The sequence below is a fragment of the Pseudomonas salmasensis genome, assembly GCF_014268375.2.
Taxonomy (GTDB): Bacteria; Pseudomonadota; Gammaproteobacteria; order Pseudomonadales; family Pseudomonadaceae; genus Aquipseudomonas; species Aquipseudomonas salmasensis.
On the sequence record NZ_CP077083.1, the window covers coordinates 2,292,744 to 2,316,125 of the forward strand.

22 protein-coding genes are annotated in these 23,382 nt (G+C 60.5%); 11 read left to right on the forward strand and 11 right to left on the reverse strand.

All coding sequences use genetic code 11. The features are described from left to right. Positions 1-91 precede the first annotated feature (91 nt). The 4 genes from HU731_RS10065 (at position 92) to HU731_RS10080 (ending at position 6,251) form a co-directional block, all read left to right on the forward strand. Complete coding sequence (locus tag HU731_RS10065) at positions 92-2,656, forward strand: TonB-dependent receptor (protein ID WP_186609239.1); 2,565 nt, start codon at positions 92-94, stop codon at positions 2,654-2,656. A 138-nt stretch (positions 2,657-2,794) separates the two neighbouring features. Further along, entirely contained in the window at positions 2,795-3,403 is a 609-nt protein-coding gene (locus HU731_RS10070; RefSeq protein WP_186609237.1) for a biliverdin-producing heme oxygenase, read from the forward strand. A 169-nt stretch (positions 3,404-3,572) separates the two neighbouring features. After that, entirely contained in the window at positions 3,573-3,974 is a 402-nt protein-coding gene (locus tag HU731_RS10075) for a YbaN family protein (RefSeq protein WP_161906229.1), read from the forward strand. 138 nt (positions 3,975-4,112) lie between these two features. Continuing rightward, the gene (locus tag HU731_RS10080) at positions 4,113-6,251 is read left to right on the forward strand and encodes a methyl-accepting chemotaxis protein (RefSeq protein WP_186609235.1); all 2,139 of its coding nucleotides are present in this window, start codon (positions 4,113-4,115) and stop codon (positions 6,249-6,251) included. A 144-nt stretch (positions 6,252-6,395) separates the two neighbouring features. Here HU731_RS10080 and HU731_RS10085 read toward each other — a convergent pair whose 3' ends face one another. Next, positions 6,396-6,959: an NAD(P)H nitroreductase gene (locus HU731_RS10085; RefSeq protein WP_186609233.1), complete on the reverse strand. Its 564-nt coding sequence runs from the start codon at positions 6,957-6,959 to the stop codon at positions 6,396-6,398. Between the two features lie 140 nt (positions 6,960-7,099). Here HU731_RS10085 and HU731_RS10090 point away from each other — a divergent pair, with 140 nt between their 5' ends. From HU731_RS10090 to HU731_RS10100, 3 genes are read left to right on the forward strand one after another with little or no spacing between them, the layout of a single operon-like run. Further along, positions 7,100-8,527 carry a di-heme oxidoreductase family protein gene (locus HU731_RS10090; protein ID WP_186609232.1) on the forward strand — a complete coding sequence of 476 codons (1,428 nt, stop codon included), beginning with the start codon at positions 7,100-7,102 and terminating at the stop codon, positions 8,525-8,527. Between the two features lie 31 nt (positions 8,528-8,558). Then, complete coding sequence (locus tag HU731_RS10095) at positions 8,559-9,623, forward strand: imelysin family protein (protein WP_186609230.1); 1,065 nt, start codon at positions 8,559-8,561, stop codon at positions 9,621-9,623. 2 nt (positions 9,624-9,625) lie between these two features. After that, complete coding sequence (locus tag HU731_RS10100; protein WP_032902721.1) at positions 9,626-10,723, forward strand: DUF1513 domain-containing protein; 1,098 nt, start codon at positions 9,626-9,628, stop codon at positions 10,721-10,723. Positions 10,724-10,907: 184 nt separating this feature from the next. Here the strand turns inward: HU731_RS10100 and HU731_RS10105 are convergent, their stop codons facing one another. From HU731_RS10105 to colR, 5 genes are all read right to left on the reverse strand, one after another. Next, positions 10,908-11,135, reverse strand: coding sequence for a hypothetical protein (locus HU731_RS10105; protein WP_003193932.1), 228 nt, complete (start codon positions 11,133-11,135; stop codon positions 10,908-10,910). Beyond that, on the reverse strand, positions 11,132-11,851 hold the full coding sequence (locus tag HU731_RS10110) for a lipopolysaccharide kinase InaA family protein (protein WP_003193933.1): 720 nt from the start codon (positions 11,849-11,851) through the stop codon (positions 11,132-11,134). The genes HU731_RS10105 and HU731_RS10110 overlap by 4 nt, the downstream gene beginning before the upstream one ends. 4 nt (positions 11,852-11,855) lie before the next feature. Further along, positions 11,856-12,536, reverse strand: a complete 681-nt coding sequence (locus HU731_RS10115) for a class I SAM-dependent methyltransferase (RefSeq protein WP_186609228.1) — start codon at positions 12,534-12,536, stop codon at positions 11,856-11,858. 188 nt (positions 12,537-12,724) lie between these two features. Further along, positions 12,725-14,005, reverse strand: coding sequence for a sensor histidine kinase (locus HU731_RS10120; RefSeq protein WP_003193935.1), 1,281 nt, complete (start codon positions 14,003-14,005; stop codon positions 12,725-12,727). Further along, a complete protein-coding gene (gene colR / locus HU731_RS10125) occupies positions 13,995-14,678 on the reverse strand; it encodes a two-component system response regulator ColR (protein ID WP_003193936.1) in 684 nt (227 codons plus the stop codon). The genes HU731_RS10120 and colR overlap by 11 nt, the downstream gene beginning before the upstream one ends. Before the next feature lie 201 nt (positions 14,679-14,879). Here colR and HU731_RS10130 point away from each other — a divergent pair, with 201 nt between their 5' ends. The 3 genes from HU731_RS10130 to HU731_RS10140 are packed head-to-tail and all read left to right on the forward strand — an operon-like array spanning position 14,880 to position 17,860. Then, positions 14,880-16,829, forward strand: a complete 1,950-nt coding sequence (locus tag HU731_RS10130) for an LTA synthase family protein (RefSeq protein WP_186609226.1) — start codon at positions 14,880-14,882, stop codon at positions 16,827-16,829. Positions 16,830-16,879: 50 nt separating this feature from the next. Further along, the gene (locus tag HU731_RS10135) at positions 16,880-17,593 is read left to right on the forward strand and encodes a phosphatase PAP2 family protein (protein WP_186609224.1); all 714 of its coding nucleotides are present in this window, start codon (positions 16,880-16,882) and stop codon (positions 17,591-17,593) included. A gap of 18 nt (positions 17,594-17,611) precedes the next feature. After that, positions 17,612-17,860, forward strand: a complete 249-nt coding sequence (locus HU731_RS10140) for a hypothetical protein (RefSeq protein WP_186609247.1) — start codon at positions 17,612-17,614, stop codon at positions 17,858-17,860. Between the two features lie 385 nt (positions 17,861-18,245). Here the strand turns inward: HU731_RS10140 and groL are convergent, their stop codons facing one another. The 5 genes from groL to HU731_RS10165 all read right to left on the reverse strand — a co-directional run bounded on the left by groL (position 18,246) and on the right by HU731_RS10165 (position 22,865). Beyond that, positions 18,246-19,889 carry a chaperonin GroEL gene (gene groL / locus HU731_RS10145; RefSeq protein WP_032895444.1) on the reverse strand — a complete coding sequence of 548 codons (1,644 nt, stop codon included), beginning with the start codon at positions 19,887-19,889 and terminating at the stop codon, positions 18,246-18,248. Positions 19,890-19,939: 50 nt separating this feature from the next. Continuing rightward, the gene (locus HU731_RS10150) at positions 19,940-20,233 is read right to left on the reverse strand and encodes a co-chaperone GroES (protein ID WP_003193940.1); all 294 of its coding nucleotides are present in this window, start codon (positions 20,231-20,233) and stop codon (positions 19,940-19,942) included. Between the two features lie 247 nt (positions 20,234-20,480). Further along, complete coding sequence (locus HU731_RS10155) at positions 20,481-20,957, reverse strand: FxsA family protein (RefSeq protein WP_034128625.1); 477 nt, start codon at positions 20,955-20,957, stop codon at positions 20,481-20,483. Positions 20,958-21,023: 66 nt separating this feature from the next. Further along, the gene (locus HU731_RS10160; protein ID WP_186609222.1) at positions 21,024-21,755 is read right to left on the reverse strand and encodes a HugZ family pyridoxamine 5'-phosphate oxidase; all 732 of its coding nucleotides are present in this window, start codon (positions 21,753-21,755) and stop codon (positions 21,024-21,026) included. Positions 21,756-21,857: 102 nt separating this feature from the next. Further along, on the reverse strand, positions 21,858-22,865 hold the full coding sequence (locus HU731_RS10165; protein WP_044270899.1) for a DUF481 domain-containing protein: 1,008 nt from the start codon (positions 22,863-22,865) through the stop codon (positions 21,858-21,860). Positions 22,866-23,009: 144 nt separating this feature from the next. On the opposite strand from HU731_RS10165, the gene HU731_RS10170 reads away from it, so the two are divergent. After that, positions 23,010-23,372, forward strand: coding sequence for an MGMT family protein (locus HU731_RS10170; RefSeq protein WP_186609220.1), 363 nt, complete (start codon positions 23,010-23,012; stop codon positions 23,370-23,372). Positions 23,373-23,382 lie beyond the last annotated feature (10 nt).

The following is a 23,382-nucleotide window of genomic DNA, read 5'->3' on the forward strand; positions in this document are numbered from 1 at the left end:
TAACCGGCGATACGTCTCGTTATAGCCAATGCAACTGATTCCTATTTGGTTCGGTTCGCAACTATAAGATTCGTATCCCGGAGCGCTCTCGATGTCCTCTCGTTTCAACCGCCGGTCTGCTTCGCCCGTTTTGTCCTTGCTGACCGCCGCGATCCTGCTGGCTGGCGCGCCCGTCATGAGCGCCACCGCCGCCGAACCTGCCGCTCGCAGCCACGCCAATTACACCTTCAGCATTGAACAGCAGCCACTGGTGTCGGCACTCAACGCCTTTACCGCAGTGACCGGCTGGCAAGTCGGCCTGCCGGCCGAACTGGGCCAGGGCGTTTCGTCCCCGGGCGTACGCGGCCCACTGCCAGCGGAAAAAGCCCTGGACCGGCTGTTGGTGGGGACCAACCTGAGCTATCGCAAACTGGGTAATAACAGCATCGTGCTGGAAAAACGTAGCGCCGGCAGCGTCCTCGCCCTGCAACAGGTGACCATCAGCGCCACCCGCAATGAACAGGATGTGAACAGCGTACCGAGCACCGTCAGCGTGCATGATCGCGAAGAGCTGGACCGCCAGAACGTCAACACCATCCGTGAACTGGTGCGCTACGAACCCGGCGTCTCGGTCGGCGGCGCCGGTACCCGCTCGGGTAACGCGGGCTACAACATTCGTGGCATCGACGGCGACCGCGTGCTCACCCAGGTGGATGGCGTCGAAGTGCCCGACAACTTCTTCAACGGCCCCTACGCCAAGACCCGCCGCAACTACGTCGACCCCGAAATCGTCAAGCGCGTGGAGATCCTGCGCGGTCCGGCCTCGGCCCTGTACGGCAGCAGTGCCATCGGCGGCGCGGTGAGTTATTTCACCCTCGACCCGGACGACATCATCAAGCCAGGCCAGGACGTCGGCGCCCGCCTGAAGACCGGCTACAGCTCCGCCGACGAGAGCTGGCTGACCTCCGGCACCTTCGCCGGGCGTGTGCAGGACTTCGACGGTTTGCTGCACCTGAGCCAGCGCAACGGCCATGAAACCGAGTCCTACGACGGCAATAACGCCACCGGCCTGGCCCGTACCGGCGCCAACCCGGAAGATGCGCGCACCACCAACGTGCTGGCCAAGCTGGGCTGGAACTATGGCGATGACAACCGCTTGGGCCTGACCTACGAGAAGTTCAAGGATGACCGCGACGTCAATCTGAAAAACGCAGTGGGCGGCCCGTTCATCGGTGGCCGGGGCATGAACCTGTACCGCGACCGTCGCGGTAACGACACCATTACCCGCGAGCGCTTCGGCCTGGAAAACACCTTCGCCCTGGAGTCGCCGATTGCCGACCGCATCAAGACCAGCCTCAACTACCAGATCGCCAAGACCGACCAGACCACCGCTGAAATCTACCAGGCCGGCCGTCGCGTGCTGCGCACCCGCGACACCCTTTACGAAGAAAAACAGTGGGTCTTCGACGCTCAGTTGGACAAGGCTTTCAGCCTGGGTGAGACCGACCACCAAGTCACCTACGGCACCACCCTCAAGCAGCAGAAAGTCACCGGTTCACGCGAAGGCTCGGCCTCGTGCCTGGCCATTGGTGCCGGCTGCACCGCCATTGGCGCGCCAAGCCCGCAAGCGAGCGACAGCGTGAAGAAGGCCAGCGACTTCCCCGACCCGACCATCAACACCTACTCGCTGTTCGCCCAGGACCAGATCACCTGGGACAAATGGACCTTCCTGCCCGCCGTGCGTTATGACTACACCCGGCTCAAGCCCAAGCTGACCCAGGAATTCCTCAACACCGTCAACCCGACCGGCGCCTATACCGTCGACGGCAAAGACAAGACCTGGAACCGCGTAACACCCAAGTTCGGCCTGACCTACGCCCTGACCGACAACTACACCTGGTTCGGCCAATACGCTGAAGGTTTCCGCACGCCGTCTGCCAAAGCCCTGTACGGTCGCTTCGAAAATCTAAACCTGGGCTATACCGTCGAACCCAACCCCGACCTCAAGCCAGAAACCAGCAAAGGCATCGAAACCGGGATTCGCGGCAAATTCGACGAAGGCTCCTTCGATATTGCGGTGTACTACAACAAATACCGCGACTTTATCGACGAAGACAACGCCGTGGTCGGCGGCACCGTGGAGCAGTTCCAGGCCGTCAACATCAAGCGCGCCACCATCAAGGGCGTGGAAGCCAAGGGCCGCCTGAACCTGGATACCTTCGGCGCGCCGAAGGGCCTGTATACCCAGGGCTCGGTTGCCTACACCTACGGTCGCAACGACGACAATGGCGAGCCGTTGAACAGCGTCAACCCACTCAAGGGCGTGTTTGGCCTGGGCTACGACCAGGACAACTACGGTGGCCTGCTGAGCTGGACCGTGGTGAAAAAACAGGACCGCGTCGACAGCACAACCTTCCACGCGCCCGACGGCGGCACCGACGGCCCGTTCAAAACCCCGGGTTTCGGCATCCTCGACCTGACCGCCTACTACAAGGTGAGCAAAGACGTGACCGTCAACGGTGGCCTCTACAACCTCACCGACAAGAAGTACTGGAACTGGGATGACGTGCGCAGCTACGACAGCGTCGGCGAGGCCGGTGTGACCGGCCCGGCCAACCTCGACCGCCTGACCCAGCCCGGTCGCAACTTTGCGATCAACGTGATCTGGGACATCTGACCCATGCGCCCCACCTCGCCGCCCATGCATCCGCGGCGAGGTGAGGATTTTTTACTGTGCCGCGTCTTCTTGTTCGTCTAGTTGATAACAGCTCTCTTTAAGGGCACCCAGGCGCTTCTCTTCTCAAGGACTTTTTTCATGACCGCTTCTTCCACCGCAGAACGCCCAAGCCTGCGCTCCCAGCGCCTGAACCAGATCACCAACGCGCCGCACACCAAGCTCGACGCATTGGTGAAGGCTCACGCGCCGTTCGAAACCCAGGCCAACTTCGCCCGCTTCGTCGTGGCCCAATACCTGTTCCAATCGGAACTGGTAGCCCTGTACAACGATGCCGAGCTGAACCAGATCATCCCTGACCTGGCCGCCCGCTGCCGCGCCGAAGCGGCCAAGCTCGACCTGGCAGACCTGGACACCGAAATCCCGGCCCCGGTTGCCGGCGCGGTGAACAACCCCAGCAAAGCCTGCGCTTTGGGCTGGCTGTTCGTCTCCGAAGGCTCCAAGCTGGGCGCTGCGTTCCTGATCAAGCGCGCCGTGGGCCTGGGCCTGAGTGAAACCTTCGGTGCCCGCCACCTGGGCGAGCCAGCCGGCGGTCGCGCCGAGGGCTGGAAGAGTTTCACCCGCACCCTCGACGGCCTGGAGTTCAGTGCCGAAGAAGAAGCTGCCGTGGAAAAAGGCGCGATTGATGCGTTTGTGCGCTTCACCGTGTTGCTGGAACAGGCGTACGCTAGCGCCCCGGAACTGGCATAAGTATTCCGGTAGACAGCGGTTCAATGTGAGAGCTGGCTTGCCTGCGATGGCGGTGAGTCAGCTCCAGATGTTTAACCTGATACACCGCTATCGCAGGCAAGCCAGCTCCCACAGTTGAGTGCATTTCATGGCTAACAATGTGTAAACCTTCCCACCAGAAAACTGCAGCATGACCGGCAAACCCCAATCCTCCTCCAAAATCGCCCAGCTTCTCTTCGGCCTGCTGGCCTACGTCAGCCTGGGGATCGGCTTGGTGGCGATTGTCATACCGGGGTTGCCCACTACTGAATTCATCCTGCTCGCCGCCTGGGCCGCCACCAAAAGCTCGCCGCGCCTCAGCGCCTGGCTGGAAAACCATCGCCTGTTCGGGCCGATCCTGTCCAACTGGCGCAACGGCAAGATCATTGCCCGTCGCGCCAAGGTCAGCGCCACGGTGAGCATGTTGCTGTGCGCCGTGTTGATGCTGGTGATGCTCGATCACGGCTGGCCGGTGTACCTGGCGATTGCCGGGATGAGCCTGGGCAACCTGTGGATCTGGTCCCGCCCCGAACAGCTCGCACGGCCCGTCTAAGGCGGCGTGTAGGCGTTTTCCTACCGCTCATCGCCTATTTCTCATGAATTGATGTGTGACGCCGATGTTCCAGGCATGACGCCGAAGGGACTTGGCGCGTTTGCGTGCATTCCAACAAGTCCATTCGTGAGTGAACCTATGTTCGACACCCTCTCTATCCGCTTGAAAATCGTGTTGCTGTCCGGCCTGTGCCTGCTGGGTGTCATCGCACTGGTGGTCGGCATCAATATCTACAACACCAACCAGAACGATCGGCTGGTCAGTGATTCAAGCTCACGAATGCTCACCGCCAGCGTGGAGCAGTTGCTGCAATCCAAAGCGGCCGAACAGGCCGGCCACTTGCAGCAGACCTTCGGCGAAAACCTGCTGGTGGTCACCGCCCTTGCCGACCAGATCAAAGACCTGCGTCAGTTGGGCACCCAGCGTTCCCTTGAAGCCGCAGCGCTGCGTGAAGAACTCAACCGCAGCGTCAAAACCGCGTTCGAGCGCAACACCAAGGTGCTGGGCATCTGGTTGTCGTTCGAACCCAACGGGCTGGATGGCAAGGACAGCGAATTTATCGACGACAAGGCACGCGCCTCCAATGAAAAAGGCCGGTTTTCCAGCTACTGGAGCCGGGCTGGCGGCGAAGGCCAGAACACCATCATGGTCGAAGACGACCTGACCAAAACCACGCTTAACCTCAGCGGCACGCCCTATAACATCTGGTACACCTGCCCACGGGACACGCGCAGCACTTGCCTGCTGGACCCGTACGAAGACACGGTGGCCGGCAAACCGGTACTGATGACCACCATTTCCTTGCCGCTGATCGTCGACGGCAAAGTCATCGGCGTGGTCGGCGTGGACATCGCCCTCACCGCCCTGCAAGCGACCACCGATGCGGCGCAAAAAGACCTGTTCAACGGCGCCGCCCACCTGGAGATTCTGTCCAGCACCGGCCTGATCGCCGCCTACAGTGGTGAGCCGGCCAAAGTCGGCAAGAACCTGATCGACAGCATTGGCGCCGAAGGCAAGGAGATCGTGCAACTGCTGGCCAATGACCGGCCTGTTATCCGTGAAGAGGACGACACCATTCGTGCCGTGTACCCGCTCAAGCCGATTGCCGGTGCCAAATCCTGGGGCGTGGTGATCAAGCTGCCCAAAGCAGTGATGTTGGCCGACAGCGAAAAACTCCAAGCCGTGCTCGACGAGGCCCAGGCCACGGGCACGCTCAAAGCCCTGCTGGTGGCCGCCGCCGCTGGCCTGCTGGGCTTGCTGTTGATCTGGCTGACCGCTACTGGCGTGACCCGCCCTATCAATAGCGTGGCCGCCATGCTCAAGGACATCGCCAGCGGTGACGGCGACCTCACCCAGCGCCTGGCCTACACCAAGAAGGACGAACTGGGCGAGTTGGTGAACTGGTTCAACCGTTTCCTCGACAAGCTGCAGCCGACCATTGCGCAGATCAAGCAAAGCATCACCGAAGCCCGTGGGACGGCCGATCAATCGTCCGCCATTGCGCGCCAGACCAGCGAAGGCATGCAAGTGCAGTTCCGTGAAATCGACCAGGTCGCCACCGCGTCGAACGAAATGAGCGCCACCGCCCACGACGTGGCCAACAGCGCCTCCAATGCCGCCAGCGCGGCACGCGGCGCCGATCAGTCGGCACGCGAAGGCATGTCGATCATCGAACAGAGCACCCGCGATATCACCACTCTGGCCGACGAAGTCAGCAAAGCCGTGGGCGAGGTCGAAGCCCTGGCGGTCAACAGCGAGCAAATCGGTTCAGTGTTGGAGGTGATCCGCAGCATTGCCGAACAGACCAACCTGCTGGCATTGAACGCCGCGATTGAAGCGGCACGCGCCGGGGAAAGCGGGCGTGGTTTTGCGGTGGTGGCCGACGAAGTGCGCAACCTGGCCAAACGCACCCAGGATTCAGTCGAGGAAATCCGCCTGGTGATCGAACGTATCCAGAGCGGCACCCGTGGCGTAGTGGCGACCATGCACTCCAGCCAGCACCAGGCGCAGAGCAATGCCGGGCAGATCCATCAAGCCGTGCAAGCCCTGGGCAAGATCAGCGACGCGGTCACGGTGATCAGCGACATGAACCTGCAAATCGCCAGCGCGGCCGAACAGCAGAGCGCGGTGGCCGAAGAGGTCAACCGCAATGTCTCGGCGATTCGCACCGTGACCGAAACCCTCACCGGCCAGGCTACCGAGTCGGCGGCGATCAGCAGCCAGCTCAATGCCCTGGCCAGCCAGCAGATGAAGTTGATGGATCAGTTCAGGGTCTGACGGTCCTTAAAACATTGCCCCCTGTAGGAGCGAGCTTGCTCGCGAAAAACGTCAACGATAACGCGTGCTTCCTGAATAAACGCGGCGTCTGTGAGTTTTTCGCGAGCAAGCTCGCTCCTACCTATAGAGCAGAATGGGGGTGAATTACCGGCCGGGCCAGGCCTGGACGAACGGCGTCAGGTCTTCCTTCGGCGCCGTGCGCGGCGGGTTCTGCGGCGTGCCCAGGTAGAGAAAACCGATCACTTCTTCATTCGCCGCCAGCCCCAGGCCTTTGGCAACGTGCGCCGAGTAGGACAATTCGCCGGTACGCCACACCGCGCCAATACCCTGGGCATACGCCGCCAGCAGAATGCCGTGGGCCGCGCAGGCGGCGGCCAGCAATTGCTCGGACTTGGGCACTTTGAAATGCTCTTGCAAGCGTGCAATCACCACCACCACCAGCGGCGCACGCAGCGGGCCGTTCTGGGCTTTGTCGATGGCAGCCTGGGGCGCTTCGGCGTCCTGCAAGCGCGCCGCTTCGGCCAACAGCGTGCCCATCTGTTCACGGGCGCAGCCTTCGACGGTAAGGAAACGCCACGGGCGCAGTTGACCGTGGTCGGGCGCGCGCATGGCGGCGGCGAACAGCAGGTCGCGCTGCTCCTGGGTCGGTGCCGGGTCGAGCAAACGCGGCACGGAAACACGGTTGAGCAAAGCGTCGAGAGCCTGCATTGGCCACCTCCATAAAAAAATGTGCGGTCATTCTAACGGGAAAGAATCGGGATGCCACCAAACGATAATTGCTCTTATTCAATCCGCCCTGCCCTGTTAGACTTTGCGCCTTAATTTTCTGCCCTCGTCCAGGAATCTCGATGTTCCGTGCGCTTTTGTACCTGCCTGCAGCGTTGATGGCTTTAAGCCTGACCGCTTGCGATGACGCCCCTCGCTTCACGAAAGCAGAGCCGGGTGAATCGCGGGCCGGTGGCTCGGCGACGGTAAACAAGCGCGACCAGAACGCCTTTTCCCTGCCCTCGGCCAACCTGACGCCCACGCGGCGCCTGGACTTCAGCGTCGGCAACAGCTTCTTTCGCAACCCGTGGGTGATTGCGCCGTCCACCACCACGGCGCGCGATGGCCTGGGCCCGTTGTTCAATACCAACGCCTGCCAGAACTGCCATATCAAGGATGGCCGTGGCCACCCGCCACTGCCCGACGCGCCCAATGCCGTGTCGATGCTGGTGCGCCTGTCCATCCCGGATGCTCAGCCTTACGCCAAGCTCATCGAACAGATCGGCGTAGTACCCGAGCCCGTCTATGGCGGGCAACTCCAGGACATGGCCGTGCCCGGCGTTGCGCCGGAAGGCAAGGTGCGGGTCGACTACACACCGGTCAACGTCAGGTTCAACGACGGCACGCTCGTTGAATTACGCAAGCCCGACCTGCAGATCACCCAACTCGGCTACGGCCCGATGCACCCCGACACACGCTTCTCGGCGCGTATCGCCCCGCCGATGATCGGCCTGGGCCTGCTCGAAGCGATCAGCGATGCCGATATCCTGCGCAACACTAACCCCAAGACCGCCGACAAAGAGGCCATCGTGGGCCGCGCCAATTGGGTCTGGGATGACGCCCAGAACAAAACTGTCCTCGGGCGTTTTGGCTGGAAAGCCGGGCAGCCCAACCTCAATCAACAAAACGTTCACGCATTTTCGGGTGATATGGGCCTCACCACGTCCCTGAGACCCTTCGATGACTGCACCGACGCGCAAGTGGCCTGCAAACAGGCGCCCAACGGCAATGGCCCCGAGGGTGAGCCGGAAGTCAGCGATAACATCCTGCGCCTGGTGCTGTTCTACACCCGCAACCTCGCGGTGCCCGCACGCCGCGACGTTGATACGCCGCAAGTGCTGGCCGGCAAGAACCTGTTCTACCAGGCCGGTTGCCAGGGCTGTCACAAGCCCACGTTCACCACGGCCGCCAACGCCGCCGAACCTGAACTGGCCAACCAAGTGATTCGGCCTTACAGCGACCTGCTGCTGCACGATATGGGCGAAGGCCTGGCCGACAACCGTAGCGAATTCAAAGCCACTGGCCGCGACTGGCGCACCCCGCCGCTGTGGGGCATTGGCCTGACGCAAACCGTGAGTGGCCACACCCAGTTCCTGCATGACGGCCGCGCCCGCAACCTGCTTGAAGCCGTGCTGTGGCATGGCGGCGAAGCCCAAGCGGCGCAGCAACATGTGTTGTCGTTCAATGCCGAGCAGCGTGCCGCGTTGCTGGCGTTCCTGAATTCTTTATAAGCTTTGCCCCACTTACAGAAGGGAGCTCGACATGTTTCGTCCCAAGTTGTTGTTCACCAGCCTCGCCGCTCTGGCCTTGGGCGCCTGCTCGCCCCAAGACCCGCAAGCCGTGACCTCGGCGGCCATCGCCAAGCAAGTGATCCTGCCAACCTACAGCCGCTGGGTTGAGGCCGACCGTCAGTTGGCCGTCAGCGCCCTGGCTTACTGCCAAGGCAAGGAAAGCCTGGACACTGCCCGCGCCGACTTCCTGCACGCGCAAAAAGCCTGGGCCGAGCTGCAACCGCTGCTGATCGGCCCGCTGGCCGAAGGCAACCGGGCGTGGCAGGTGCAGTTCTGGCCAGACAAGAAGAACCTGGTAGGCCGTCAGGTCGAGCAACTGGTCAGCGCCCAGCCGCAGATCGACGCCGCGGCCCTGTCGAAATCCAGCGTGGTGGTACAGGGCCTGTCGGCGTACGAATACATCCTTTACGACGCCAAGCCCGACGTCGCCGACGACGCCCAGAAAGCGCGCTATTGCCCGCTGCTGATGGCGATCGGTGAACGCCAGAAAGTCCTGGCCGAAGAGATCCTGGCCAGTTGGAACAGCACCGACGGCATGCTCGCGCAGATGACCAAGTTTCCGAACCAGCGCTACGCTGATTCCCACGAAGCCATCGCCGACCTGCTGCGCGTGCAAGTGACCGCCCTGGACACCCTGAAGAAAAAACTCGGCACCCCGATGGGCCGCCAGACCAAGGGCATCCCGCAACCGTTCCAGGCCGATGCCTGGCGCAGCCAGTCGTCCCTGCAAAGCCTGGAAGCCAGCCTCGCCGCGGCTCAAACCGTATGGGTGGGCGTCGATAACAAAGGCCTGCGTGGCCTGCTGCCGGCGGACCAGAAGCCACTGGCCGAGAAAATCGACGCCGCCTACGCAGCGTCCCTGAAACTGTTCGCCAGCAACCAGCGCACCCTCAACGAACTGTTGAACGACGCCGCCGGGCGCCAGCAACTTAACGACATTTACGACAGCCTCAACGTGGTCCACCGCCTGCATGAAGGTGAACTGGCCAAGGCGCTGGGCGTACAACTGGGCTTTAACGCCAACGACGGTGACTGATGATGCTCAGGCGACAGGCTTTGGCGGTGGGCAGCGTGCTGCTCAGCGCTATCACCTTGGGTGGCTGGACGCTGTTCAAGCACAAAGACAAAGGCCCGCTGCTGCTGTCGGCGCGCGATGATGCCGACGGCAAGCACTACGCTGTCGGCTATCGCCTGGACGGCAAGCCGGTATTTGCCACCCAGGTCGGCCAGCGCTGCCATGACATCATCAACCACCCGACCTTGCCGATTGCACTGTTCGTCGCCCGTCGCCCAGGCACCGAGAGCTACCTGATCGACCTGCGCGATGGCAGGCTGCTGCAAACCATTACCTCGAACGCCAACCGTCATTTCTATGGGCATGCGGTGATCCACAAGAGCGGTGACTGGCTGTACGCCACCGAAAACGACACCTCCGACCCTGGCCGCGGCCTGTTGGGTGTGTATAAGTTTGAAGGTGAGCGGCTGGTGCACAGCGGCGAGATTTCCACCCACGGCATCGGCCCGCATCAGGTCTCGTGGATGCCCGACGGCGAGACGCTGATCGTGGCCAACGGCGGCATTCGCACCGAAGCCGAAAGCCGGGTAGAAATGAACCTAAACGCCATGGAGCCGAGCCTGGTGCTGATGCGCCGCGACGGCAGCCTGATCAGCAAGGAAACCCTGGCCCAGCAGATGAACAGCGTGCGGCACATGGGTATTGCCAGCGATGGCACCATCCTCACCGGGCAGCAGTTCATGGGCCCGTCTCAGGAGCGTTCCGAGTTGCTGGCGATCAAGCGCCCGGGGCAGCCGTTCGTGGCGTTCCCGGTGGCCGATGAGCAGTTGCAGGCGATGGGGCATTACACCGCCAGCGTGGCGGTGCACAGCGAACTGCGCCTGGTGGCGCTGACAGCACCGCGGGGCAACCGCTTTTTTATCTGGGACATGGACACCGCCGAACTGCGCCTGGATGGGCCCTTGCCAGACTGTGCGGGGGTGGGCGCGGTGGCGGATGGGTTTGTGGTGACATCCGGCCAGGGGCGTTGCCGCTTCTATGACTGCCGCCAGGAAAAGTTACTGGCAACCCCACTGGAGTTACCGGCGGGGTTCTGGGATAACCATCTGCACCTGGTCTGAAATTACCCCTCTGTATTCTGTAGGAGCGAGCTTGCTCGCGAAGATCGCCAGGGATAACGCGCCCATCCTAGATGAACGTGTCGTCTGCGGTTTTTTCGCGAGCAAGCTCGCTCCTACAACAGTTGAGGTGTCAGGCACAAAAAAAGGGCCTTGCATCGCAAGGCCCTTTTGGGGGTCAATCGTTTCAACTTTGCGGCCTCATCGCTTGAGACATGCCGAACATGAATAACAGCAATTCATGGTCGGGCTTGGCCGCCACACTCGTCTTGGCAATGCGTGGCAGCAGGCATTGCCCGCCACCGTCTACCGCACTCAACACTTGTGTACGAGGTTGTTCCCATACCGCCAGGGCCAGGGCTGCAACACCCAATGCCCCGACCAGAAACAAACCTCGTGCTATTTCTAGCTTCATCTGGTTAAACCCTTGATAGCGCTGCCAAACGCCGTCTCGTAAAAGTAGCTGAGTTTTTTCCAGTCGGTATCATTCCACGACGAATGGCGACGCAATTGCAGCATGTCGTGGGACGCGGCCCGATAAGCGGTCAAGCGCTGGCGGCATTTCTCAAAGTCCAGCAGGGCCACTTCCACTGTCGCCGCATCAGGCTCACCGGTCACCCGCACGAAGATGTGCTTGATATACAGGCAACCGTGTTGCCAGCGGCCTTTGTGCATACGGGCCAAGGTGCCGGCCAACTCTTGCAGCAGGCGCTCGTGCACCGCCTCGCCATACTGTTGGCGGCCACCGGCGGCGTACCAGTTTTCGATCTCGTCGAAACCGTCCAGGGACGCGGTCACCAACAGGGCTTTCCATTGGTGCTCCGGGTCGCGACGCGCCTCGCAAAACACCAATTCCGGCACACGCACATCCAGCAAACGCAGGCCTTTGAGGGCATCACGCTCACGCAGCACGGTCGGACGCCCGAAGGGGTGCAGCCAACTGCGGTAAATGTGGCCGGTCTGGCGCTTGCAATAGAGCAAGCGGCCGTTAGGGCTGATCACCCGCTGCACGCCACTTTCACCACCACGGCGACGGTTGGGTTCTTCCACCCATTCACCTTGCTGACGCCAGAAAAAATCAAATCGTTCTTCGGGAGCTACATGACTGCCTACTACGCACTCAACTGCCATCCTGTTACCTCTTACGCAATACATACACTCGCCACATGGCGTAAAGCGGTATGAAGTCCAGGGATTCCTGAACACGGAAACCGGCCTGCTCGAACTCTGCCTCGACAGTAGCAGCCGGTAACACAAACCGGTTTTGGTAACCTTCCTGCTCACCTTTTTTGCGACGACGCACTTCGCTGCGCTTGCGCTTCCAGGCCTTGAAATTGCCGTCTACCCACAGCGAAAGAATCACGCTGTCGCGGGTAACACGTTGAAACTCGCGCAGTATTGTCAGCCTGTGCTCCGGCTCACCAATGTGGTGCATCAAGCGCATGCAGAAAATACTGTCGACGGAATTATCTGGCAAATCGATATCAAAGGCAGACGTCTGCAAAGGGCGTACCCGTTTCACCACCTCTGCCGGTTGGGCCGCAGTGGCGATCTTCAACATCGACGCCGAATTGTCAGCTCCGATAATCACACGGTTGGGTTTTTCGGCCAGTAACGGCCAGAAGCGTCCAGCGCCACACGGCAGGTCCAACACCAGGCCCGGCTCACCGGCCATGGCCAGTGCACCGCGCGCCAACTGCTCGTCGCGTTTGTGGGACAACCGGCGAGCCAGATTGTCCTGATGCTTGAGCAAATATTTCTGCGCGTGTTGATCGTCGTACTTGTCAGAAAATTCCAGCTTGATCGGGGAAGGCATCTTACGTCTCCAGTAACTGATGCCTACGACCTTAAGCAGCGAACTGTGATCAACAGGTCAACTGGTTGTGAAAATCTTGTCCTGTCCAACTGCATACATTTCAAGACTTTACAGAAACATTCAGTAGCACCGGGCCATCTTCGCCGAAAAGCAGGCAGTCTGCATCAGCAAAACGACAGACTGAAGGGTCAGGTTTTGACTGGGTTGAGCTCCACATGAAAACGGCAGCCATTGGGCTCCATGGTGCTCAGGCTTACGCTCCAGCCCTGGCTTTCGCAGATCCGTTGCACCAGCGACAGGCCGAGGCCAAGGCCCTCGCCACGCTTCTCGCTACCGCGCACGAACGGCTCGAACATCGCTTCGCGCTTCTCTTCGGGGATGCCGACACCGGAGTCCTCCACCACGAAGCCACTGGGCTCCAGCGTCAGGCGGATAAACCCGTGTTCGGTGTAATGCAGGGCATTGCGCAGCAGGTTACCCATCACCGCATGCAAGAAGGTGGTGTTGTAGCGGGTGTCCAGGGGGTTGCCTGGCAGGTAGATCAACGCCAGGCCTTTTTTCTCGATGGGCTCGCGCCAGATACCGAGCAGGTCTTCGGCCACCTGGGTGAGGTTGCCCTGCGGCGAACTGGCAGCGTCGTCGTGTTTGGCGCGGGCCAGCATCAGGAAGGTCTGCACCAGTTCGCGCATTTCTTCACAGGCACGGGCAATGCGCTCGACCTGGTTGCGACCACGTTGATCGATGGCCGGGTTTTCGCGCAGCAGTTCGCAGGAACTGGCCAGGACCATCAAGGGCGTGCGCAACTCATGGCTCACATCGCTGGTAAACAGCTGCTCGCGTGACAACGCCTGGCGCAAACGGCCGAGGGTGGCGTCGAACGCCACCGCCAGTTCGCCCACTTCATCGGCGGCGTAATCCGGCGCCAGGGGCGGAGCCAGGCCTAACAGTTGGTCACGATGACGGACCTGGCGAGCCAGGCGTACCACCGGCGCCATCACCTTGCGGGCCAGCACCCAGCCGAGGAACGCCGCCAGCGCCAGGCTGAGCACGAAGCCCACCAGCACCACCGCAAACAACACGCGCTCACGTTCTTCGAAATCGCTTTGGTCTTGCAGCAACACATAACGCCGACCATCGACCACTTCAACCATGGCGTGGTACGACAGCGCCTCGCGAAACACCTCATGAAACCCTGGGTCCAGATGGCGCAGATCCTTGGGCAGTTCAAAATCGCCACGCCCGCCGCTGAAATAAAACAGCTGGTCCGGCTCCGGCCGATGGCTCCAGTCTTCGACGCTGTCCATCAACAACAGGCGTTGCAGGTCACCGCCCAGGCCCGCCGAGATCAACTTCTCTTCCACCAGGTGCACCGTCGCAATGATGCCCACAGCGAAGGCCCCCGCTACCAACGCACTCATCAAGGCGAAGGCGATGATGATCCGCTGGGCAAGGCTTTGCTTAAACTCCATCACGACCCTCGGCCAGGCGATAACCCACACCGTGCACCGTTTGCAGTAGCGGTTTGGCGAAGGGCTTGTCGATCACTTGGCGCAGTTGATGAACGTGGCTGCGCAGGCTGTCGCTGTCCGGGCAGTCGTCGCCCCACAGGGCTTCTTCAAGAACTTCACGGCGCAAAACATGCGGGCTTTTCTGCATCAGCACGGCGAGCAGTTTCAGGCCCACCGGGTTGAGCTTGAGCAGGCGCCCTTCGCGGGTGACTTCCAGCGTATCGAGGTCGTAGTTCAGGTCACCCACTTGCAGGGCACGACGACCGCCGCCCTGGGCACGGCGCAACACCGCTTCGATACGGGCGGCCAGTTCCGACAAGGCGAAGGGTTTGAGCAGGTAATCATCGGCGCCGGACTTGAAGCCCTGCAGCCGGTCATCCAATTGGTCACGAGCGGTGAGCATGATCACCGGTGTGTCGCGGCGTGCGTCTTCACGCAGGCGTTTGCACAAGGTGTAACCATCGATGCCGGGCAGCATGATATCGAGCACGATCAGGTCGTAATGCTCGGTGGCCGCCAGGTGCAGGCCCGACAAGCCGTCCTGCGCACAGTCCACTGTGTAGCCTTTGAGCCCTAGGTAATCGGCCAGGTTGGCGAGGATATCGCGGTTGTCTTCAACCAATAGAATTCGCATGGGCAGTGTCTCCGTACGCGGTAACGGCCGTGTTGGCTCGCGCAGCTTAAGGCCAAGCGGGGCTCAGGGATAGAGCGCCGAGCCCCGCTGATAAAGGTTTTCAACTGCGCGTAGAGCCAAACAAGTTTTTCACTATAGCTTCACACACTGACTACAGCCTCAGGAAGAAGATCGCCCCCCATTGATCTAAGGAACATAGACATGGGGTTTATCAAAACTGCACCAATGCGCTACTTGCTGCTGATTACCGGTACCTGGTTACTGGTTTTCCTGCTTACCCGCAGTGTGCTGCTCATTACTCACCTGGATGAAGTCGGTGGCAACCTGCTGCCGGTGTTTGGCGTGGGTGCGCTCTACGACCTGGCCTTCCTCGCCTATGCCGCCTTGCCGCTGGGCCTGTATCTGCTGCTCTGCCCACCAGCCCTGTGGCGTCGCCGTGGCCATCGCTGGTTCCTGCAAGCGGTGCTGACCGTCAGCCTGTTCGCCATGCTGTTTACCTCGGTGGCCGAATGGTTGTTTTGGGATGAGTTTGGCGTGCGCTTCAACTTTATCGCCGTCGATTACCTGGTGTATTCCGATGAGGTGCTGAACAACCTGCTGGAGTCTTACCCGATCGGCAAGCTGCTGAGCCTGCTGGCGATGCTTGCACTGATTCTGAGCGTGGCTCTGCGCAAGCCCTTCAATGCCGCGATGGCAGCGCCCTTGCCTGCGCTGCGTGGCCGTTTGGTCAACGCCCTGAGCCTGCTGGTGCTCGCCGGCCTCAGCCTGCAACTGGTCAGCCAGGACAGCCCGCGCACCCAAGGCGGTAACGCGTACAACAACGAATTGGCCAGCAACGGCCCCTATCAGTTCTTCGCCGCCTTCCGTAACAACGAATTGGACTACACCCAGTTCTACAAAAGCCTGCCGACCGACGTCGTCGCCAAGCAGTTGCGCGCCGAACTGAGTGAGCCCAACGCCCGCTTTATCGACCCGGACCCGCTGGATATTCGCCGTGCCATCACCAACCCCGGCACACTGCGCAAGCCCAACATCGTACTGGTGACCATCGAGAGTTTCAGCGCCAAGTACATGGGCAGCAATGGCGATGCGCGCAACCTCACGCCCAATCTGGATGCGTTGCGCCAACAGAGCCTGTACTTCAATAACTTCTATGCCACCGGTACGCGCACCGACCGTGGCCTGGAGGCTATTACCCTGGCAATCCCGCCGACGCCGGGGCGTTCGATCGTCAAGCGCATCGGCCGCGAAAGCGGGTTCGCCAGCCTGGGGCAACAGCTCTCGGCCATCGGTTATGACAGCGTATTTGTCTACGGCGGGCGCGGTTACTTCGACAATATGAACGCGTTCTTCAGCGGCAACGGTTATCGGGTGGTGGACCAGAGCAGCGTGCCCGAAGCAGAAATCTCATTCAAAAACGCCTGGGGCATGGCCGACGAAGACCTGTTCAAACAGACCTTGAAACTGGCCGACGCCGACTACGCCAAGCAACAGCCGTTCTTGCTGCAATTGATGACCACCTCCAACCATCGCCCTTATACCTACCCGGACGGGCGTATCGACATCAAGTCCGGCAAGGGCCGCGACGGCGCGGTGAAATACACTGACTACGCCATCGGCCAGTTCCTCGAAGCTGCACGCCAGAAGCCGTGGTTCGATAACACGATCTTCGTGTTCGTCGCCGACCACACGGCTGGCAGCGCCGGCAAGGAAGACCTGCCGATCACCAACTACCAGATCCCGCTGTTTATCTACGCGCCTAAGCTGATCGACGCACGGGGATCCGCCCAACTGGCCAGCCAGATCGACCTGGCGCCGACCTTGCTGGGCCTGCTCAACCTGAGCTACGAATCGACATTCTTTGGCCGCAACCTGCTGCAAGACAACCCACTGCCTGCACGGGTGGTGGTGGGCAATTACCAGCACCTGGGCCTGTTTGATGGCAAGGACCTGGCAATCCTCAGCCCGCGCCAAGGCTTGCGTCGCCACGACCAGGCCCTGGGCGAGAGCCAGGAGCTGCGCGTCGGTAGTGATGACCCCTTGATCCAACGGGCAATCACCTACTACCAGGCCGCCAGTTACGACTACAAACAGCAACTGCTGAGCTGGAAAGCACTCAAGGAACAGGCTCCCGTCTTAAGCAAACGCTAATCAAAAAGCCCCGCGCAGGTAAGCACGGGGCTTTTTTACCAAGGTTCGAGATGAAATCCCCCTCCTCTTTACCGGTTTCCAAACCGCTTGATTTTTGGCTGTGCCTGGGCCTGCCTGCCAGCGCTGCGGTGGCCTTGCTGTTGCTGGAGCTGACGTCACTGGACATGAACCTGGCCAGGCATTTCTACAGCGCAGAGGCTGGCGGCTTCATTGGCCGCTATAGCTTCTTCCTTGAAGACATCCTGCATGACCGTGCCAAGCAACTAGTGATCCTGTTTTCGGTGCTGGCAATTCTGGGGCTGGTCGGCAGCTTTATCCTGCAGCGGCTCAAACCGTACCGCCGTGAACTGGTGTGCCTGGTGCTGTCGTTGGGAATGGCGACGGCGTTCGTGTCGCCATTGAAAACCATCACCGCCGTGCAATGCCCCTGGAGCCTCAAGGAATTCGGCGGCCAGGAAACCTACAGCGAACTGCTCAGCCCGCGCCCGCCTACCGATAAACCCGGCCGCTGCTGGCCCGGCGGGCATGCCGCCACAGGGTTCGCCTTGTTCGCCTGGTTCTTCGCCCTGCGGGATCGACGGCCACGGCTGGCGCGTTACGCGTTCATCTTTGCTGTCAGCCTGGGCAGCGTGTTTTCCGTCAGCCGTATGCTGCAAGGGGCGCACTTTTTTTCCCACAATGTGTGGACAGCGATCTTTTGCTGGTTGATTTGCCTGGGGCTGTACTGCTTGTTGCTGTACCGGCCTGCACGGCAACGGTCATAGCCTTCTGTAGGAGCGAGCTTGCTCGCGAAAAACTTCAACGATAACGCGTGCTTGCTGAATGAACGCGGCGCCTTTGAGTTTTTCGCGAGCAAGCTCGCTCCTACAAAAAAGCCATTAGGGCTGCCTGCGAAAGCCAACGGTAACCACGATGCGAAGCGAGTCGCTCTTGATCTTGATCTGGCTTTTGATCTTAGGCGCCCCGTTAAACCACGCTGGCCGGAATTCGACAGGGATTTGGGGGGTAAACCGGCAGGGATGCCGGTTTAGCCGCCCCGCGCCATGGATGGCGCGTGGCGGCGGCCCCCCAAATCACTGGCGGATTACGGGCACACCGAGCCCAAGCGAGGTGCCGAGTGGTGGGGCAAGAGCGTTTTGCTTACTTTTGCGCTGTTCAAAAGTGAGCCGCCGTTGGGGCGGAACCCTAAGTAGCCGTTACCGCAGCAATGGATATGTACCCAATCCAACTGTGTCGCCTGCCAGGCCGCCTTCGCGAGCAAGCCCGCTCCCACATTGGGACCGAGGGGCGTCAGGTAGATATCCGTAGTCACGAGAGCAAGCTCCCTCGCCACAGCTCCAGCATACAGCCATGCATAAAAAAGCCCCGCCTGCATCACTGCAGGCGGGGCTTTTTATAGCGCCGGGTAAGGCTGGCTTACATCATGCCGCCCATGCCACCCATGCCGCCCATGTCTGGCATACCGCCGCCAGCGCCTTCAGCCTTAGGCTTGTCGGCAATCGCAACTTCGGTGGTCAGCAACAGACCAGCGATCGAAGCGGCTGCCTGCAGAGCCGAACGAGTCACCTTGGTTGGATCCAGGATGCCCATTTCGACCATGTCGCCGTATTCGCTGGTAGCAGCGTTGTAACCGTAGTTACCTTTGCCGTTCTTCACTTCGTTGACCACAACACTTGGCTCGTCGCCGCTGTTGGAAGCGATCTGGCGCAGAGGTGCTTCAACAGCACGACGCAGTACAGCGATACCGACGTTCTGGTCAGCGTTGTCGCCGGTCAGGCCAGTCAGGGCTTCCAGAGCACGGATCAGCGCAACGCCACCGCCAGGTACCACGCCTTCTTCAACGGCTGCACGGGTTGCGTGCAGGGCGTCTTCAACGCGGGCCTTCTTCTCTTTCATTTCAACTTCGGAGCCAGCGCCAACCTTGATCACTGCAACGCCGCCAGACAGCTTGGCCAGACGCTCTTGCAGTTTTTCACGGTCGTAGTCCGAGGAAGTCTCGGCAACCTGGGCACGGATCTGAGCGATACGGGACTCGATGTCGCCTTCAACGCCAGCACCGTCAACGATGATGGTGGCTTCCTTGGACAGGGTCACGCGCTTGGCGCTACCCAGGTTTTCCAGGGTGGCGCTTTCCAGGCTCAGGCCGATCTCTTCGGAGATAACGGTACCGCCGGTCAGAACGGCGATGTCCTGCAGCATGGCCTTGCGACGGTCGCCGAAGCCTGGAGCCTTGACGGCTGCAACCTTGACGATGCCACGCATGTTGTTAACAACCAGAGTCGCCAGGGCTTCGCCTTCAACGTCTTCAGCCACGATCAGCAGTGGGCGACCGGCTTTGGCAACGGCTTCCAGCACTGGCAGCATTTCGCGGATGTTGGAGATCTTTTTGTCGACCAGCAGGATCAGCGGGCTGTCCAGCTCGGCAACCATGGTGTCCGGCTTGTTGACGAAGTACGGGGACAGGTAGCCACGGTCGAACTGCATGCCTTCTACAACCGACAGTTCGTTTTCCAGGCCCGAGCCTTCTTCAACGGTGATCACGCCTTCTTTACCGACTTTTTCCATGGCTTCGGCAATGATGTCGCCGATGGAGCTGTCGGAGTTGGCAGAGATGGTACCTACCTGAGCGATGGCCTTGGTGTCGGCGCATGGCTTGGACAGGTTCTTCAGCTCTTTGACGATGGCGATGGTCGCCTTGTCGATGCCGCGCTTGAGGTCCATCGGGTTCATGCCGGCAGCAACGGACTTCAGGCCTTCATTGACGATCGACTGAGCCAGTACGGTCGCGGTGGTAGTACCGTCACCTGCGTCATCGTTGGCACGGGAGGCAACGTCTTTGACCAGCTGCGCGCCCATGTTTTCGAAACGGTCTTCCAGTTCGATTTCTTTGGCGACGGAAACGCCGTCCTTGGTGATGGTCGGAGCGCCGAAGCTCTTCTCGATGATCACGTTACGGCCTTTCGGGCCCAAGGTTGCTTTTACTGCGTCAGCCAGTACGTTGACGCCAGTGAGCATTTTCTTGCGGGCGGAGTCGCCGAATTTAACTTCTTTAGCAGCCATGATCGATATTCCTTAAATACTTTGTAGTAACGGGAAAATGAGCGAGGAAATCAGTCTTCCAGAACGGCGAGAATCTCGTTCTCAGCCATTACCAGCAGGTCTTCGCCGTCTACTTTCACAGTGTTGCTGCCGGAGTAAGGGCCGAAAACAACCTTGTCACCCACTTTCACGGCCAGTGCGCGTACATCACCGTTCTCCAGGGTTTTGCCTGGGCCAGCAGCGACGATGACACCGTGGTTGGCTTTTTCAGCAGCCGAACCTGGCAGAACGATCCCGCCAGCGGTTTTCTTTTCTTCTTCGCTGCGACGGATTACGACGCGGTCGTGCAGAGGACGAAGCTTCATTGTCGATCTCTCCTAATTGTGTTTTTCATCGGCCGGTATCAATTCCGGCGGGTTAAATTCCGGCGGTGCCGGTCGCGGCTCGCTGGGCGAGACGCGGAAGTCTGTCTGATGTCACCACCAGAAACCTTGCGGTGACCGTTACATAAGGGCGCCCAGGCTTATTACAAGGGGCCGGGGATGAAATTTTTTGTGTCTGCGCAAGGTTAAATGCAACACGGCACCCGAAGGTGCCGTGCCAGTGAAGCGGTTATTTGTTGTCGCGGTGTTCGAACTCGCCTTCGATCACATCACCTTCACGCCCCAGGGGTTGGCGCGGAGCCGGGCCGCCACGGGGTTGCAGGTCGTCGGCGAACGCACGCTGGCGCATCGCGGCCTCTTCGGCACGCTGGCGCATCTTGCCGGCCAGCAGCTTGCGGGTGAACGGCAGCAACAGCACCAGGCCGAGCACATCGCTGATAAAGCCTGGCAGGATCAGCAGGCCACCGGCCAGGGCCATCATCAGGCCCTCAAGCATGGTCTGGGCCGGCAGTTCGCCGCGGTTCAGGCTTTCACGGGCACGCAGCGCAGTCGCCAGGCCGGCGACACGCAGCACCAGCACGCCAAGCATGGAGCCTACGATAATCAGCAGCAGCGCCGGGAAGAAACCGATCGCACCGCTGACTTTAACGAATACGAACAGCTCCAACACCGGAAACAGCAGAAAGAGCAATAAAAAAGGGCGCATCAAATGGTTCCTCAACGCAAGAATGCCTTGCCAGTTCACCTTAGATGACGTCGCCATTGCGTGAATTCAAGCAGTAACCGCGGTTTTTTTCGGCCAGACCTCGGCATGCGCCAATGAAACCAGGGCTTCGCGCACTTGTGTCGGCGTGTTGCAGGGCTCGGCAAACCCTAGCCAATGTAACGCCTGACCAATACGCAGATGCATGCCTTCGCTGTCGATACCGGCCAGTTGCGCAGGCTCGGTGGTGGGCAAGCCGCCCAGCTCGACGTAATGGGCAATAGCCTTGGTGTGATCGCTGTTCATGTGCTCGATCATGCTGCGCTCGGCCTTGCCCGCAAACGGGTTGGCCAAGGTCAACTGGTCGACCCAATGGATCGCGCCGAACCCACCGATATAACGGTGGCGCACTGGCTTGAGTACCCAGAAATCGAAATCATGGGCCTTGTGGTAGTTGGCCGAATCAGGGAAGTAGCGGTAGTAGCGCTCGGCAGCGGCTTCGATGGCGGCGGCATCTTCCAGCTTCTCGGCTTCGGCCAGGTAGGTCAGGCGCCCGACGGCTTGCACATCATCGGCCTCGCGCTCCCCCACCAGCAACGAACACTTGGGGTCTTTTTGCAGATTATGGGTGTGCTGGGCAATGCGGCTGATCAGGATCAGCGGGCGGCCCTGCTCGTCCAGGCAGTAGGGCACCACCGAGCCGAAGGGAAAGCCGGGCATGGCTTTGGACTGTGTGGCGAGCGCCCCACGGTATTCCTTGAGCAACAGCTCTCGGGCGTTCTTGGCAACCTGCGTGCTCAATATAGGATTCCTCGGATGTTCCGCGACCCATGGCATATGGGAATGGATCTCAACACAAGGTAATCAATATCTGCGCAGGTTGCCAGAGGGGCCGACGCCGGTTTACCAGGCCACGCCAAAGCCTGCGGTGTAGCGGGTCTTGCTCAAGCTGCTGTCGGAGTCGCCGCTGATGACGTCACGCTCGGCCTTGAGGTTGAGCGATGCCCATTCGGTGACTTTGTAGCGCAGGCCCATCTCGGCATCCAGGGAATAATCGGCCGGGCCGTCCAGAGGCTTGCCCAATTCGCCGTTGGTGAAGAACTCCACGGTCTTGCCCACCAGGTAGCGGTTGTAGTTCCACTTCATGGCCAGGGAATAGAAGTTGTCCTTGCCGCCGTCGGCATATTCGTAATCGGTGCGGTTGACCAGCGAGCCGAGGGAGAACGCGCCCAACTCATCGTCCCAGAACTGGTAGCCCGGGCCGGTACCCACGGTGCGCTGACGCGCCAGGTCTTCGACCTTGTCGCGCTTGTAGGTCAGGCGACCCTGCCAGAACCAGTGTTCTGTAATGAAGCGGTCCAGGTCGTATTCCAGGGCCCAGTTGTCGGTGGTGGTGACGTCGTCCTGGAACTCGCGGTTGTACTCGCCCTTGCCCGTATGACGCCACTGGCCGTGACGGGCCGAGGTCTTGAAGTCGATGTCGTAGTCGTTGGTGTCTTTGTCGGCGCGCTTGTAGTCCAGCGCCAGGTCGACGTTACCCTTCCACACCAGGTCTTCGATCACGGGCTTGGGCTTCATGATCTGTTGGATACTTGCCAGTTCCACCGTCTTGGGCGCCTCGCCATTGGCCAGCACCACCTTGCCGTCATCGGCTGCCTGCAAGGATTTGGCCTTTTCACCGGTGTAGGCGTCCTGCTTGACCAGCAGTTCCTGGTCGCTTTCCAGGGTTTTGACCTGCTTCCAGTCCACCGGGATGGAGCCTGCGTAGGAGGTTTGGATCAGCAACTTGCCACCGTCGAAGACTTTGATCTTGCCGGTGAGCCGGTCACCGTTTTTCAACCAGACGGTATCGGCGAGCAAGGGCGTGGAAGCACTGAAAACAGCAAGGCACAACAGGGTTCTGGACAACATAAGCAAGTACGGGGCTCAGGGTAGGCAAAAAAGGGGCGTTATAGTGTTACATGGCTAGAACTGACTCAAGGATTTATATTGAGTTCAATACTCATCACCATGTTTACAGACGTTTCTGACAAAACCACGACGATCTCAACGGACATGCCCACAGTGATCCCACCTGCCGATACACCACAAAGCCCCGCCGAGATGCGCCGCACAGCCCTGTACCTGACGCTGTCGCAGGTGCCCGAAGGCTGCGTGGTGAGTTACGGCGAGCTGGCGCACCTGGCAGGTTTGGGCCGTGCTGCCCGTTGGGTCGGGCGCACCCTGAGCCAGTTGCCGCAGGACACGCGTTTGCCCTGGCATCGTGTGCTGGGTGCCGGTGGTCGGATAAGTCTGCCGGTGGGCAGTGCCTCGGGTGACGAACAACGTGCGCGTTTACGTAGCGAAGGCGTCACTATCCTGAACAATCGTGTTGATATTCAGCGTCATGGCTGGCGCCCGGTAGAGCACAGCGGTTAGAGTGCGCGCT

What these genes read in the sequence shown, in the direction of transcription:
- HU731_RS10065 (WP_186609239.1), top strand. Translation starts at nt 92, where the DNA reads ATGTCCTCTCGTTTCAACCGCCGGTCTGCTTCGCCCGTTTTGTCCTTG.
- HU731_RS10080 (WP_186609235.1), top strand. Translation starts at nt 4,113, where the DNA reads ATGTTCGACACCCTCTCTATCCGCTTGAAAATCGTGTTGCTGTCCGGC.
- groL (WP_032895444.1), bottom strand. Translation starts at nt 19,889, where the DNA reads ATGGCTGCTAAAGAAGTTAAATTCGGCGACTCCGCCCGCAAGAAAATG.
- HU731_RS10105 (WP_003193932.1), bottom strand. Translation starts at nt 11,135, where the DNA reads ATGAAGCTAGAAATAGCACGAGGTTTGTTTCTGGTCGGGGCATTGGGT.
- HU731_RS10165 (WP_044270899.1), bottom strand. Translation starts at nt 22,865, where the DNA reads ATGTTGTCCAGAACCCTGTTGTGCCTTGCTGTTTTCAGTGCTTCCACG.
- HU731_RS10095 (WP_186609230.1), top strand. Translation starts at nt 8,559, where the DNA reads ATGTTTCGTCCCAAGTTGTTGTTCACCAGCCTCGCCGCTCTGGCCTTG.
- HU731_RS10150 (WP_003193940.1), bottom strand. Translation starts at nt 20,233, where the DNA reads ATGAAGCTTCGTCCTCTGCACGACCGCGTCGTAATCCGTCGCAGCGAA.
- HU731_RS10110 (WP_003193933.1), bottom strand. Translation starts at nt 11,851, where the DNA reads ATGGCAGTTGAGTGCGTAGTAGGCAGTCATGTAGCTCCCGAAGAACGA.
- HU731_RS10085 (WP_186609233.1), bottom strand. Translation starts at nt 6,959, where the DNA reads ATGCAGGCTCTCGACGCTTTGCTCAACCGTGTTTCCGTGCCGCGTTTG.
- HU731_RS10155 (WP_034128625.1), bottom strand. Translation starts at nt 20,957, where the DNA reads ATGCGCCCTTTTTTATTGCTCTTTCTGCTGTTTCCGGTGTTGGAGCTG.
- HU731_RS10120 (WP_003193935.1), bottom strand. Translation starts at nt 14,005, where the DNA reads ATGGAGTTTAAGCAAAGCCTTGCCCAGCGGATCATCATCGCCTTCGCC.
- colR (WP_003193936.1), bottom strand. Translation starts at nt 14,678, where the DNA reads ATGCGAATTCTATTGGTTGAAGACAACCGCGATATCCTCGCCAACCTG.
- HU731_RS10115 (WP_186609228.1), bottom strand. Translation starts at nt 12,536, where the DNA reads ATGCCTTCCCCGATCAAGCTGGAATTTTCTGACAAGTACGACGATCAA.
- HU731_RS10070 (WP_186609237.1), top strand. Translation starts at nt 2,795, where the DNA reads ATGACCGCTTCTTCCACCGCAGAACGCCCAAGCCTGCGCTCCCAGCGC.
- HU731_RS10170 (WP_186609220.1), top strand. Translation starts at nt 23,010, where the DNA reads ATGCCCACAGTGATCCCACCTGCCGATACACCACAAAGCCCCGCCGAG.
- HU731_RS10130 (WP_186609226.1), top strand. Translation starts at nt 14,880, where the DNA reads ATGGGGTTTATCAAAACTGCACCAATGCGCTACTTGCTGCTGATTACC.
- HU731_RS10090 (WP_186609232.1), top strand. Translation starts at nt 7,100, where the DNA reads ATGTTCCGTGCGCTTTTGTACCTGCCTGCAGCGTTGATGGCTTTAAGC.
- HU731_RS10100 (WP_032902721.1), top strand. Translation starts at nt 9,626, where the DNA reads ATGCTCAGGCGACAGGCTTTGGCGGTGGGCAGCGTGCTGCTCAGCGCT.
- HU731_RS10135 (WP_186609224.1), top strand. Translation starts at nt 16,880, where the DNA reads ATGAAATCCCCCTCCTCTTTACCGGTTTCCAAACCGCTTGATTTTTGG.
- HU731_RS10075 (WP_161906229.1), top strand. Translation starts at nt 3,573, where the DNA reads ATGACCGGCAAACCCCAATCCTCCTCCAAAATCGCCCAGCTTCTCTTC.